At 63.7% G+C, this 13,809-nt stretch carries 12 protein-coding genes; 4 read left to right on the forward strand and 8 right to left on the reverse strand.

Annotated elements, in window-relative coordinates:
* The first annotated feature begins 42 nt into the window (after positions 1-42).
* The 3 genes from JFU04_RS15935 to JFU04_RS15945 all read left to right on the forward strand — a co-directional run bounded on the left by JFU04_RS15935 (position 43) and on the right by JFU04_RS15945 (position 3,458).
* Positions 43-1,314, forward strand: coding sequence for an aspartate aminotransferase family protein (locus JFU04_RS15935; RefSeq protein ID WP_201144862.1), 1,272 nt, complete (start codon positions 43-45; stop codon positions 1,312-1,314).
* Positions 1,311-2,813 (forward strand): APC family permease, encoded by a 1,503-nt coding sequence (locus JFU04_RS15940; RefSeq protein ID WP_065907977.1) that lies wholly within the window; start codon positions 1,311-1,313, stop codon positions 2,811-2,813. Before JFU04_RS15935 ends, JFU04_RS15940 begins: the two co-directional genes overlap by 4 nt.
* 69 nt (positions 2,814-2,882) lie before the next feature.
* Positions 2,883-3,458: a DUF1349 domain-containing protein gene (locus JFU04_RS15945; RefSeq protein ID WP_201144864.1), complete on the forward strand. Its 576-nt coding sequence runs from the start codon at positions 2,883-2,885 to the stop codon at positions 3,456-3,458.
* On the opposite strand, the gene JFU04_RS15950 is transcribed toward JFU04_RS15945, so the two are convergent.
* Both JFU04_RS15950 and JFU04_RS15955 read right to left on the reverse strand, forming a co-directional pair.
* Positions 3,459-4,352, reverse strand: a complete 894-nt coding sequence (locus JFU04_RS15950) for a LysR family transcriptional regulator (RefSeq protein ID WP_201144866.1) — start codon at positions 4,350-4,352, stop codon at positions 3,459-3,461.
* Between the two features lie 474 nt (positions 4,353-4,826).
* Positions 4,827-5,702, reverse strand: coding sequence for a LysR substrate-binding domain-containing protein (locus JFU04_RS15955; protein WP_106803651.1), 876 nt, complete (start codon positions 5,700-5,702; stop codon positions 4,827-4,829).
* A 125-nt stretch (positions 5,703-5,827) separates the two neighbouring features.
* Between JFU04_RS15955 and ampC the strand changes: the two genes are divergently transcribed.
* Positions 5,828-6,982: a class C beta-lactamase gene (gene ampC / locus JFU04_RS15960; RefSeq protein WP_201144868.1), complete on the forward strand. Its 1,155-nt coding sequence runs from the start codon at positions 5,828-5,830 to the stop codon at positions 6,980-6,982.
* Between the two features lie 79 nt (positions 6,983-7,061).
* On the opposite strand, the gene dctM is transcribed toward ampC, so the two are convergent.
* The 6 genes from dctM to JFU04_RS15990 all read right to left on the reverse strand — a co-directional run bounded on the left by dctM (position 7,062) and on the right by JFU04_RS15990 (position 13,802).
* Positions 7,062-8,342, reverse strand: coding sequence for a C4-dicarboxylate TRAP transporter large permease protein DctM (gene dctM, locus JFU04_RS15965; RefSeq protein ID WP_201144870.1), 1,281 nt, complete (start codon positions 8,340-8,342; stop codon positions 7,062-7,064).
* Entirely contained in the window at positions 8,342-8,974 is a 633-nt protein-coding gene (locus JFU04_RS15970) for a TRAP transporter small permease (RefSeq protein WP_065907970.1), read from the reverse strand. Before JFU04_RS15970 ends, dctM begins: the two co-directional genes overlap by 1 nt.
* Positions 8,975-9,149: 175 nt before the next feature.
* Complete coding sequence (locus JFU04_RS15975) at positions 9,150-10,133, reverse strand: TRAP transporter substrate-binding protein (protein WP_065907969.1); 984 nt, start codon at positions 10,131-10,133, stop codon at positions 9,150-9,152.
* Positions 10,134-10,306: 173 nt separating this feature from the next.
* On the reverse strand, positions 10,307-11,122 hold the full coding sequence (locus tag JFU04_RS15980) for an HpcH/HpaI aldolase/citrate lyase family protein (protein ID WP_201144872.1): 816 nt from the start codon (positions 11,120-11,122) through the stop codon (positions 10,307-10,309).
* A 123-nt stretch (positions 11,123-11,245) separates the two neighbouring features.
* On the reverse strand, positions 11,246-12,439 hold the full coding sequence (locus tag JFU04_RS15985; protein ID WP_201144874.1) for a CaiB/BaiF CoA transferase family protein: 1,194 nt from the start codon (positions 12,437-12,439) through the stop codon (positions 11,246-11,248).
* A 13-nt stretch (positions 12,440-12,452) separates the two neighbouring features.
* Positions 12,453-13,802: an MmgE/PrpD family protein gene (locus tag JFU04_RS15990; protein ID WP_201144876.1), complete on the reverse strand. Its 1,350-nt coding sequence runs from the start codon at positions 13,800-13,802 to the stop codon at positions 12,453-12,455.
* Positions 13,803-13,809: the final 7 nt, after the last annotated feature.

Genomic DNA, 13,809 nt, shown 5'->3' on the forward strand with positions numbered 1-13,809 from the left:
ACATCCACAAACACTGCCGCCCTAATAAAAGAGATAACGCAGATGAATGACGTGATGAACACCGCACCCCAGGCGTCCGCCAAGATCAATCTGGTCAAGGCCCGTGGCTCGCTGGTATGGGACGACCAAGGCAAGGAATACATCGACTGCACCGCCCAGGCGTGGTCGAACAACCTGGGGGCCAATGACCCTCGCGTCGTGGAGGCGGCGATCGCGCAACTGCGCGACATGACCCACATCCGCCCCAACTTCGGCTCGCCGGCCCACACCCGGCTGGTGGCCAAGTTGCGCGAAGTCTCGCCGGCCTCCCTCAACCAGATGGGTTTCGCCCTGCATGGCAGCCTCGCCGGTGAAATGGCGATGAAGCTGGCGTTCAAGAACCGCCCCGGCGCGCAGAACCTGCTGGTGCTGCAGGACGGTTACCACGGCCGTTCCCTGGCCACGCTCGGCGCCAGCTGGCCGCACCCGAACAACCCGTTCCTGGCGATCCAGCCACGCTTCACCCGCGTGCCGCACCCCAACCCCTACCGCACCCGCTTGGGCCTGGACCCGGAAACCGAATCCCAGCTGTGCCTCGGCCTGCTCGAAGACACCATCCTCAAGGGCGTCGACGGCGGCGTGGCGGCGGTGATGATGGAGCCGATCCAGGGCAATGGCGGGCATATCGAGTTCCCGCGTTCGTACTACAAGGGCGTGCGCGAAATCTGTGATCGCCTCGGCGTGCTGTTGATTTTCGATGAAGTGCAAACCGGGTTCGGGCGCATGGGCACCATGTGGGCCGCGGACTATTACGACGTACTGCCCGACATCATTGTGTTCGGCAAGGGCGTGGGCGGTGGCTTCCCGCTGGCCGGGATCCTCGCCGATGACAAGCTCAAGTGGTTCGACGAAGGCGAAGAAGCACTGACCTTCGGCCACTTCCCGGTCTCGCTGGCCGCCGGCTACGCGGCCGTGGAGGCCATCGTCGCCGACAACCTGTGCGAGAAGGCGCGCGATTCCGGCGACTACATCACCGCGCGGCTCAAGGAGATGCAGAACCGCCATCCGCTGATCGGCGATGTGCGCTGCCCGGGCCTGATGGCGTCCATCGAGCTGGTCAAGGATCGCACCACCAAGGAGCCGGCGTGCCGTGAATCCCAGGAGGTGTATCGCCTTGGGGTGGAACGCGGCGTATTGTTCGGCGAGAGCCGCTACGCCGGCCTTGGTAACCTGATCAAGGTCAAGCCGCCGCTGGACATCGAGCGCCCGCTGCTGGCCAAGGCCCTGGATGTGCTGGACGACGTCATCGGCATCCTCGAGGAGCAACGGTCATGAGCACGATTGTCGACACCCCGGTGACCGCCCCACCGAATGCGCAGGCACCGCTGTCCGGCGACGATGCCGACCTGGCGAGCCTCGGCTACGAGCAAAAAATGCACCGCACCATGAGTGCCTTCACCTCGTTTGCGCTGGCCTTTTCCATGGTCTCGATCAACACCGGCGTGGTCACGCTGTTTGCCGACCCGTTCAACCGGGTCGGCGGTATTGGCATCCTCCTGTGGCTGCTGGTGATCCCGTTGGTGTGCTGCATCGTCATGGTCTACTGCCACCTGGCCGGGCGCATTCCGCTGACCGGCTACGCCTATCAATGGTCGAGCCGCCTGGCCGGCAATCACTTCGGCTGGTTCACCGGCTGGGTGGCGTTCACCTCGTTTGTCGCCGGCACCGCCGCCACCTCGGCGGCGATCGGCACGGTGTTCGCGCCGGAGATCTGGGCCAATCCCACGCAAGGCCAGATCCAGGGCCTGAGTATCGGCGCCACGCTGGTGGTGGGCCTGCTGAACATCTGCGGGATTCGCCTCGCCACGCGGATCAATGACATCGGCGCGATCATCGAAATCATCGGCACGGTGCTGCTGGCCATTGCCTTGTTCCTGGGAGTGCTGTTCTTCTTCGAGCACACCCAGGGCGTGGCGATCCTGACCTCGGCGCAACCGGTCAGCGGTGGCGAGATCAGCTTCACCACCCTCGCCCTCGCGACCCTGCTGCCGGTATCGGTGCTGCTGGGCTGGGAAGGCGCGGCGGACCTTTCCGAAGAAACCAAGGACCCACGCCGCGCGGCGCCCCGGGCGATGATCCGTGCGGTGCTGGTGTCCAGCGTGCTGGGCTTCGTGGTGTTCGCGCTGCTGAGCATTGCCATCCCCGGCTCGGTCAGCGACCTGCTCAGCCACAGCGAAAACCCGGTGATCAATATCGTGCGCCTGCAACTGGGCAACGCAGCGGGGGTGGGCATGATCGTGATCGCGTTCGCGTCGATCCTCGCGTGCCTGATCGCCAATATGGCGGTGGCCACGCGCATGACCTTCGCCCTGTCGCGCGACAACATGCTGCCGGGCTCCAAGGTGCTGGCGAAGATCAACCCGCACTTCGGCACGCCGGTGGCCGCCATCGTGCTGATCACCGCCATTGCCGTGCTGCTCAATCTGGCGAGCGGCGGGTTTGTCACCGCGATCTACTCGATGGTCGGGCTGACCTACTACTGCACCTACCTGCTGACGCTGATCGCGGCGTTCCTGGCCTACCGCAGCGGACGCATGCCCGGCGCGCCCGAGGGCGTCTTCAGCCTCGGCCGCTGGCTGCTGCCGATGATCCTGCTGGGCGGCGCCTGGGCCATCGCGGTAATCCTCACCCTCAGCGTGCCCGAAGAAAGCCACACCGGCGCCCTCACCACCGGCGTTACACTGGGCGTCGGTGTGCTGTGGTGGCTGTTCTCGCTGCGCACGCGCCTCAACAATGGCAGTGCCGGGCCGAGCAGCAAATTGCTGGACCACTAACCCGCACCAGGCCCTGCATAAAACCCCGTACGCGGGGTTTTGTGTTGTCACCCTCAAGGAGATTGACCGATGTTTGCACAGGCCACCTGGCTCAACCCGCCGCAACAATGGACGCGGCAGGCTGACCACCTGACCGTCGTCACCGATGCCCACACTGACTTCTGGCGTGCAACCCACTATGGATTTGTCCGCGACAACGGCCACTTCCTGCATGTGCAAACCGCCGGCGCATTCACCGCCCAGGTGAAAGTCGAAGGTGCCTTCGCCGAGCTTTACGACCAGGCCGGCTTGATGGTGCGGGTGGATGAAGCGCATTGGGTGAAGATCGGCGCCGAGCTGTCGGATGGCGTGACGCTGCTCAGCAGCGTGCTGACCGACGAGGTCTCGGACTGGGCCACTGGTGTCTTTCCCGGTGACCCGCAGGCATTCTGGATTCGCGCCACGGTGGCCAATGGCGTGCTGCGGGTGCAAGTGTCGGTGGACGGCGTGCACTGGCCGCTGGTGCGCCTGGCGCCCTTCCCGGTCGCCGCGTCCTACCAGGTGGGCCCCTACTGCTGCACACCGGAACGCGCAGGGCTGCAGGTGCGGTTTTCCGAATGGCAGGTGGGCGCGCCCAACGGCAAGTCGCTGCACGACCTGTCCTGACTAGCCCCGGCTGCGGGCGACTTCCAGCGCCAATTCGGCAAAGTTGCGCGCGGCCACGCTGGGATGTGGCGGCAAGGCCACCGCGACGGCGCACATCGGCATATCAGCGATCACCGGAAACGCCAGCCCCGGCCGCGCGTAGAAGCGTGCCGTGGACAGCGCGGTGATGCTGATGCCGCGCTCGGCGGCGACTGCCTGCAATTCGGTTTCCACCGTCGAGGCTTCGTGCACGATGCGCGCCGGCTGGCCATTGCGATAGGCGTCGGCGGTCCAGTAGCTGCGCCATACACCGCTGCCCGGCGCGGCGATGATCGGCTCGTCGAGCAGGTCATGAATGCTCACGCGACTCTCCCCGGCCAAGCGATGCCCGGACGCCAGGCAGGCCACGCACGGCTCGGTGACCAGCGTGTGCAACTCGATCTCCGCCAGGCCCAGCGGCGGGCGCAACACCGCGACGTCCATGCCGTCGTCGATGCCGGCGTGGGGCGAAGCGAAATCGTATTCACGCACCACCAGTTCAATCTCGGGATAACGCCTGGCGAACACGCTGAGGATCTGTGGCATCAGGTCAACACCCGCGCCGATCAAGAAACCGATATTCAGGGAACCGCGTACCCCGCGTGCATGTTCCTGGGCGGTGCGCACCAGGCGACTGACACCGTTGACGATGTCTCGCGCTTCCACCAGCAACGCCAAGCCCGCCGCGGTCAGTGCGACGTTGCGGGTGTTGCGCTGGAACAGCTGCACATCCAGCAGCGCCTCGAACTGGCGGATCGTCTGGGACAGCGCCGGTTGCGAGACATGCAGGCGAGTCGCGGCGCGCACAAAACTGAGCTCCTCGGCCACCACCACAAAGGCCTTGAGTTGACGGATGTCCACGCCGGAAGTTTGCATCGAGGCTCCTTGTGATAAGCCTTTGGGCCAAGGGTGAGAATCGCATGAGGCGTGACACCAAGGACAGCACAAATACTGTGGGGGGGGGTTGTCCTGGGCAGAGGGGTTGTCCTATGGCAAGGGCGCTTGTTCTGGGCAGAAGGGTTGTCCTGTGGCATGGGGACTTGTTCTGGGTAGAAGGGCTTGTCCTGTGGTGAGGGGCTTGTCCCCCGTTGGGCTGCGAAGCGGCCCCAAAAAAGCGGGAGCGCTTCGCACTCCAACGGGGGACAAGCCCCCTCGCCACAGGACAAGCCCCCTCACCACAGGACAAGCCCCATGACCACAAGAGTAGCCCCATCACCAGAGGACTAGCCCCATCACACAGGACTAGCCCCATCACCACAGGACTAGCGCCATCACCACAAGACTAGCCCCATCACCACAGGACAAAGCCCTTGCCACAGGACAAGCCCCTCACCACAGGTCGACCCAACTTCAGTGATCAGGCACTTCGCACAACCATGCCTTGAACGCCGCCATCGCCGGTGTTTCAGCCCGCGACTGCAAACGCGTCAACCAATAACTGCCCGTGGTAATGCCCACCGCGAACGGCTGGCGAATCGCATCACTCTCCAGTTGCCGCGAGAACATCATCGCCGGTGCCAGTGCCACGCCGATGCCTTGCAGCGCCGCCTCCATCATCGCCAGCGACGAGTCGAACACAATGCTGCGCGGTACCAGGGTGTCGGCGGGCAGCCCGGCGGCCTGGAACCACAGGTTCCACTCATCGGCGCGGTAGGAGCGCAGCAGCGTGTGCTTCAACAGGTCGGCCGGCGCGTGCAGTTGCTCGGCGATCTGCGGGACGCACAACACGGTCAAGGGGGCTTCGAGCAGTTGGCATGCATCGGTGCCGTGCCAGGCACCGGCGCCGAAGCGGATCGCGTAATCCAGGCCTTCGGCAGCTACGTCGACGCGGTTGTTGTGGGTCGACAGGCGCAGGTCGATAAACGGGTAGCGGCTCTGGAAGTCCGGCAGGCGTGGCAGCAGCCAGCCGACGGCAAAGGTGCCGACCGCGCCGACCGTGAGGACCTCGCGGTAATGCCCGCCCTCGAACTGGCCTAAGGTATGTGCAATGCGGTCGAACGATTCACGCACCACCGGCAGCAGGGTCTCGCCTTCGCGGGTGAGCATCAGCCCGCGTGGCAGGCGCTTGAACAAGGTGACATTGAGCTGCGCCTCGAGGCTCTTGACCTGATGGCTGACCGCCGCTTGGGTCACGCACAGTTCGATGGCGGCGCGGGTAAAGCTCAGGTGCCGGGCGGCGGCTTCGAAGGCGCGCAAGGCATTCAGCGGCAGATGGGAGCGAAGCATATTGACCCCAGAATTTCTAATGGCTGCTGCGAGATATCATCGTTTGCCCAAGGTTAGCGAACTGCATACATTTGCCTCGCCCGCGCAGGCTCTCATCAATCGATCATTCTCATGGAAGCGTTATCATGCCCAAACATTTACGGTCTGGCGTGCTTAATTTCACCGCCATCGCGGCCTTTTTCAGTGCCAGCCACTGCCTGGCCGCCGCCGACCTGCAGGCCGTAGCCGACGCCAGCATCAAACCCCTGATGCAGCAGCAGTCTATTTCCGGCCTGGTCGTCGGCGTGATCAAGGACGGCAAGGCGCAATACTTTAACTACGGCGTCGCCAGCAAAGACACGCAGCAAGCCGTCAGTGAAGACACCCTGTTTGAAGTCGGTTCGGTGAGCAAGACTTTCGCCGCGACCCTCGCCGGTTATGCGGTGGCCAGCGGCACACTCACGCTCTCCGACAAAGCCAGCCACTATTTGCCCGCACTCGCCGGCGGCACGTTCGATCACGTCAGCGTGCTCAACCTCGGCACCTACACCGCTGGCGGCCTGCCCTTGCTGTTCCCCGCCGAGGCGGATAACAACCAGCGCATGCTCAGCTACTTCCAGCACTGGAAACCCGACTTCGCGCCTGGCACCCAGCGTTTGTACTCCAACCCGAGCCTGGGCCTGTTCGGCTACCTCGCGGCACAAAGCCTGAAGCAGCCGTTCGATCAACTGATGGAAAAAACCCTGCTGCCCCAACTCGGTCTCAAGCACACCTTCATCAACGTGCCGAAAAGCCAAATGAGCCTCTACGCCCAAGGCTATGGCAAGGACGGCAAACCGGTACGCGTCAGCCCCGGCGCCCTGGACAGCGAAGCCTACGGGATCAAGACCAGTGCCGCTGACCTGCTGCACTACGTTGAAGTGAACATGCACCCGACACGCCTGAGTAAAACCTTGCAGCAGGCGATAGGCGCCACTCACACCGGCTATTACACCGTGGACGGCATGACCCAGGGGCTCGGCTGGGAAATGTACCCCTACCCGGTCCCGCTTCAGGTATTGCTCGACGGTAACTCCACAAAAATGGCCATGCAGCCGCACCCGGTCAACTGGCTGACCCCGCCACGAGCGCCGCACGCCGATACGTGGGTGAACAAGACCGGTTCCACCAATGGCTTTGGCGCCTATGTGGCCTACGTACCGAGCAAGGGGCTGGGGGTGGTGATCCTGGCGAACAAGAACTACCCGAATGGTGAGCGCGTGAAAGTCGCGCATGCGCTTTTGAGCGCGATGGATAACTGAGATCCGACATAAAACTGAACTGTGGGAGCGGCGGTGCGACTCGCCCGGCTCCCACAGGGTATTGCAGTGTTTTCCCGGGTTACATGCCCAGCCAGTGTGGCAACGCCAGTGAGATGAACGGCAGGTACGTGACCATGATCAGGAACACCAGCAGGATCATCAGCCACGGCAACGCCGCGCGAATCGTCTGCCCGAGGCTCAGGCCGGTCACCGCCGAGGTCACGAACAGGTTCAACCCGACCGGTGGGTGGACCAGGCCGATTTCCATGTTGACCACCATCACGATCCCCAGGTGAATCGGGTCAATGCCCAGCTTCATCGCAATCGGGAAAAAGATCGGCGCCAGGATCAGCACAATCGCCGACGGCTCCATGAAGCTCCCCGCCACCAGCAACACAATATTGACCATGATCAGAAAGCCGATCGGCGTCAGCCCTTCGGAGATCACCCACGCGGTGATTTCCTGCGGGATCTGCTCGGTGGTCAGCACATGCGCAAAGAGCATGGCGTTGGCGATGATGAACATCAGCATGATCGCCAGGCGCCCGGACTCCAGCAGCACCTTGGGGCAGTCGCGAAACGTCATGTCCTTGTAGATGAACAGCGCGACAAACGCCGAGTACACCGCCGCCACCGCCGCCGCTTCGGTCGGGGTGAACATGCCGCTGTAGATGCCGCCGAGGATAATCACCAGCAGCAACAGGCCCCAGAATGCACGGCGTGCGCAGGTCAGCCACTCACGAAAGGTCGCGCGCGGTTGCGCCGGCAGCTTCTTGATGCGCGCGACAATGTAGATCGCGACCATCAGCATCAGCCCCAGCAGCAGGCCGGGAACCACCCCGGCCATGAACAGCTTGCCCACCGAGGTTTCCGTCGCCGCCGAGTACACCACCATCACGATCGACGGCGGAATCAGGATACCCAGGGTGCCGGCGTTGCAGATGATCCCCGCGCCGAATTCCTTCGGGTAACCGGAGCGCACCATTCCCGCCACGGCAATCGAGCCCACCGCTGCCACCGTCGCCGGTGACGAGCCGGACAGCGCTGCGAACAGCATGCACGCCAGCACCGCCGCAATCGCCAGCCCGCCACGAATATGCCCGACACAGGCGTTGGCGAAGTCGATCAGGCGCTGCGCCACACCGCCCGTGGTCATGAATGCACCGGACAGCAGGAAGAACGGAATTGCCAGGAAGGTGTAGGCGTCCGAGGTTTCGAACAGTTTGATCGCCAGCGAACTCACCGAGTCCTGGCTGAACATCAGGATCGACACCGCGCCGGACAGGCCCAGGGAAATCGCGATGGGCACGCCGAGGAACATGAACACGAACAACAGCAGGAATAGACAGAGCACGGCCATCAGTGACGCTCCTCATGGCTGCCAGCCAACTTGCTGGCCTCACCGGCCTCGTCGGCCAGGCCCAACCCGACCTGACGGTGGGTAAAGATGCGGTAGAAAATTTCCAGGTAGCGGATAAACACCAGGGCAAAGCCGATCGGCACGATGATCACGATGTCGCCGACGTCGACGCCGTACTGGTCGAGGTCCTCGGCGCCGATATGGGCCGTCATCACCGCGCTGACCCACTTGTAGCTGGCGACCATGAACAGCCCGGCGTAGGCCAGGCAGCACAGGCACGCGAGCATCCCGAGCACGCGTTGCACCGGGCGCTTGGTCAGCTTGACCAAGGCGTCCACACCCAGATGGCCGGCGGTGCGCACGCCGTAGGAAATGCCAAAGAAGATCAACCAGCCGAACATCGCCTTGGTCAGCGCCACGCTCCAGGTCATGTCCTGGGCCCAGGTCATGGTGTGGTCGCCCAGGGCATTGAAGAAATTGCTGCTCAAGGCCCACTTGTCGGCCAGGGAGAAGAACAGCGTGTAGATGTTGTTGAGCATGACGTAGACGAACGTCACCAGGGTCATGGCGGCCAGCAGGAAGGCAATAAAGCCTTCCTCCAGGTGCTCCCAGACGCGCCTTAGCGTTTGCATGGCAAAACCTCGCGAAACTGGACGGGGGTATTCACGACAAGTCACTGACGAAACCGGATCAATGTGGGAGCTGGCTTGCCTGCGATGCGGGCGACTCGGTCTTTGAGGAACACCGAGGTGATGCCATCGCGGGCAAGCCCGCTCCCACAGGAGTCGGGTTTGTTTCAGCAATCAATTACTGGTTGGAAGCGTCGGCTGCCTTGATCAGGTCAGCCCCGATCTCACCCTCGAACTTCTGCCACACCGGACGCATGGCTTCGCGCCACAGCTGGCGTTGCTCGGGGGTCAGCTCGATGATCTCGCTGGTCTTGGCGTCGACGATCTTCTGCTTGGCCGACTGGTTCAGCGCCTCGGCCTGTTTGTTCACCTCGACGGTGACCTCGACCATGATCTGCTCCAGCGTGCTGCGGATGTCCGGCGGCAGGCCGTTCCAGAAAGTGGCGTTGGTGATCACCATGTAGTCGATCAGGCCATGATTGGACTCGGTGAAGTACTTCTGCACCTCGTTGACCTTCTGGCTCTCATAGTTCGACCAGGTGTTCTCGGTGCCATTCACGGTGCCGGTCTGCAAGCCCTGGTACACCTCGGCGAAGCTCATCTTGCGCGGGTTGGCGCGGATCGCCTTGAACTGCTCTTCAAGCACACTGGAGGCCTGCACGCGGAACTTCAGGCCACGGGCGTCCTTGGGTTCATGCAGGGCCTTGTTGGACGAGAGTTGCTTGAGGCCGTTGTGCCAATAGGCCAGGCCGAGGATGTTCTTGTCCTGCATCGAGGTCAGCAGGGCCTTGCCCTGGGCAGCCTGGAAACGGTCGACGGCAGCGAGATCGTTGAACAGGAACGGCAGGTCATAGATCTGCACTTGCTTGGTGTATTGCTCGAACTTGGCCAGCGACGGCGCCAGCATCTGCACGTCGCCCAGCAGCAGCGCCTCCATCTCCTTGCCATCGCCGAACAGCGACGAGTTGGGGTACACCTCGACCTTGACCTTGCCCGGCAGGCGTTCTTCGGCGAGTTTCTTGAACAGCAACGCGCCCTGGCCCTTGGGAGTGTTTTCGGCGACCACGTGGGCGAACTTGATGACAATCGGATCCGCCGCCTGGGCCAGGCCCGCAGCGAACAAGGTGGCGGCGCACAGCAGCGCCCGGGAAAGCTTGAGCATGGGAAATCACCTTTTTATTGTTGTGTTGTAGGGCAAGGTGCCTGATGTCATGCGTGTAGTGAATTTCGAATTTTAGATACCTGCGTTCGGCGTGGACGAACGCGGCTCCGGCACACAACGGAGATCCAATCTGGGCGCTGGCTGGCCGGCGCCTGCAGCTGGGGTTGTGTGAGTTATTTATGCGCAGCCAGCAGTCGCTGCGCACGCAACAGCACCGGCGCATCGACCATCTGCCCATCGACTTGATAGGCCCCTGCCCCGTCGGCGCCGCCGTCTACCACGCGCTTGGCCCAGGCCAGGTCTGCCGCGCTCGGCGCCAGCGCCTCGTGGATCACTGCCACCTGCCGGGGATGAATGCACAGCGCGCCGGCAAAGCCCATTTCATACGCATGCCGGATCGAACGGCGCAGGCCCTCGGGGTCATCGATGGCCGGGTGCACGCCATCCAGCGGCGCCACCAAACCCGCCGCGCGCGAATGCACGATCAACGCCAGGCGCGCCTGGTCGAGGGCGAACTGCGCGGCCGGCGAATGGCTGCTCAGGTTCAAGTCCAGCGCCAGGTCCAGGCCACCGAACGACAGGCGTTGCACCTGCGGCGCACGGGCGATTTCAGCCACCGCCAACAAACCGCGCGCACTCTCGATAATCGGCCAGATCACTTTCCCGGTGGCGGCTACCACGGCGACCTGGGCGGCACTTTCCACCTTCGGCAACAACACGCCGGCCACATTTGCATGGGCTTTGCAGAACGCCACATCTTCGAAGTGCTCGGCATGCTCCGGCGCGTTGATGCGCACCCAGACCTGGGCGCTGGGATTGGCGGTCAAAAACGCCGCGAGGTTATCCCGCGCCTGGCGCTTGAGGGGTTCTTCCACCGCATCTTCAAAATCCACGATCACTGCGTCGGCACCACTGGCCAGCGCTTTGGAAAAGCGCTCCGGTCGGCTACCGGGAACAAACAGCGCCGAGCGCACAAGAGGGTTTGGCATCACACAATTTCCTTGTTATCGCCCCCCGGTAGGCGCTGGCTGGCCAGCGATAGCGGCCCAGAGGTCAAACCAAGACTCAAGGACGCCATCGCCGGCACGCCGGCGCCTACAAAGGGTGCGGGGTCAAATGACGCCGCGTGTTTTCAGGGTTTCAATGGCTTTGGCGCTGAAGCCGAGCTGGTCGAGAATGGCTTGGCTGTGCTGGCCCAACGCAGGAACGGCATCCATGCGCGGGGTAAACGCCGCATTGCGCCCCGGTGGCAGCAACGACGGCAGCGGACCGGCCGGGCTGTCGACTTCACGCCAGCGATCGCGCGCCTTGAGTTGCGGGTGGTCCCACACACCTTGCATGTCGTTGACGCGCGCACTGGCGATCTGCGCGTCTTCCAGGCGCTGGATCAGCGCCTCGGCATCCAGCTGCGCAAAACTGTCGACGATGATCTGGCGCAGTACCTCACGGTTGGCCGAGCGCTTGAAGTTGGCGCTGAAGCGCTCGTCCATGGCCAATTGCGGGGTGAGCAGCACTTTGTCGCAGAACGCCGCCCATTCGCGCTCGTTCTGCAGGCCGAGCATCACCGTGCCGCCGTCGCCGGTGGGAAACGGCCCATACGGGTAGATCGTCGAATGCGCCGCGCCGGCACGGGGTGGCTGCGGTGCGCCGTCAAACGCGTAATACATCGGGTAGCCCATCCACTCAACCAGGCTTTCGAGCATGCTCACGTCAATGCGGCTGCCCTTGCCGGTCTTGCCACGCAGCAGCAGCGCCGAGAGGATGCCGCTGTAGGCGTACATGCCGGCGGAGATATCGGCGATGGAGCAACCAGCCTTGGCCATCTGCTCTTCACCAGGGCCACCGGTGACTGACAAAAAGCCGCCTTCGCTCTGGATCAGCAGGTCGTAGGCTTTCTTCTTCTCGTAGGGCCCGCCTTCGCCATAGCCGGAAATATCGCAGACGATCAGCCGAGGAAAACGCTCGTGCAGCGCCTCGAACGACAAGCCCATGCGCGCCGCCGCACCGGGTGCAAGGTTCTGCACCAGCACGTCGGCATCCGCCAACAGGGCTTCGAGGATATCGCCGGCCTCGTCCTGCTTGAGGTCCAGGGTCAGGCTTTCCTTGGAGCGGTTGGTCCACACGAAATGCGAGGCCAGCCCACGCACGCGTTCGTCGTAGCCACGGGCAAAATCACCGGCCCCGGGGCGTTCGATCTTGATCACGCGGGCGCCGAGGTCCGCCAGCTGGCGGGTACAGAATGGCGCGGCAATCGCATGTTCCAGGCTGACAACGGTGATGCCGTCCAGCGGTCGTTGGTTGCTCATGACAGTTCCTTCCTCAAAGCCAATCGGCCATGGACGCGGCGTTGCGCAAATCCCAGACCTTGGCGATCAATGCGTCGGCCTGGGCCGGTGTGCGCGCGGCGCTGAACTGGGTGAGGCGCTGGAATTTGTCGGCCAGTTCCGCGCGACTCAAGGTGTTGCCCGGGTCGCCCTTGGGCTCATCGATGGCGCCGTGCAGCGTGCGGCCGTCCACGGTGGTGACGGTGACGCGGCCCAGCCAGCGCTGCGGATAGGTGCGGTCGACTTCGGGATCGAGGGTCATGCTGACCTTGTCGCGAAACGCCGCCACGCCAGGATCAGTCAACGCCCGTTCGTGGAATTCGGTGAGCCCGGCCTTGCCATGCACGGCGATCAATCCCAGCACGGTGCCCATGGAGAACTTGGCCTGGTGCACGCTGGTGGGCACGTTCACTCGCCCGAGCACATCGATGGCGCCCTGGTGCACACGCGTTTGCACGTGGCTGATGTCGGCGGCGCTGAGGCCTTCGCGCTGCATCAGATCCAACAGCGCATCGGCGGCAGGATGGGTATGCCGGCACGAGGCGTGGAACTTGAACGAGGTTTCCAGCAGCGCCCAGCGGCGGCCCAGGCCGGCCGACAACTTGCTCGGCTCGGCGTCCGTGGACATGCCCGCTGCCAGGCCTTGGTCGCCTTCCAGGATATTGCGCGCGCCGGTCAGCCCATCCGCCGTCAGGTAAGCGGCGAGCAATCCGTCTGCTGCAGCCTTGGCCGTGTGCAGTTGCTTGGAGTCGGCGGCGTCGCGCAAAAACTCCCACAGCCCGGCGGCCTGGGTGCCGGCGCTGCCGAGCAGGTTGATGAATTGTTCTTGGTTGAACGCCAACAACTTGCCCACCGCCACGGCCGCCGCCAGCGTGCCGACGGTGGCCGTGGTGTGGAAGATGCGGTAGTGGGAACGGCCCATGAATTCGCCGATGCGGATCCCGGCCTCATAACCGGCCACCGCGGCCAGCAGCAACTCGCGGCCGGATTTGCCGAGGTCCTGCGCCGCGGCCAAGGCGGCGGGAAACACCACCGTTGCCGGGTGCAGCACCGAGCTGTTATGCAGGTCGTCCTGCTCCACCAGATGCGACGCGGCGCCGTTGACCAGCGCGGCGAAATACGCACTGCTGCTGCCACCGTTGACGATCACCTGCGCCGGGCCGCTGCTCGGTCCCATCTTTTGCGCATAGCGCTCGAACAACGGAATCGGGTGTGCGCCCTGGCTGGCCAGCGCCGACGCCAGCCAATCCAGGAACAGGTCTTCGGTGCGCGCCAACACCGGCTCGGGCAAGTGTTCGTAGTGCAACTCGGCAAGGAACCGACACAGGGCTTGGGTATGGCTCATGGTCAGG

It is taken from the genome of Pseudomonas sp. TH21, assembly GCF_016651025.1.
GTDB classification, from domain to species: domain Bacteria; phylum Pseudomonadota; class Gammaproteobacteria; order Pseudomonadales; family Pseudomonadaceae; genus Aquipseudomonas; species Aquipseudomonas aylmerensis.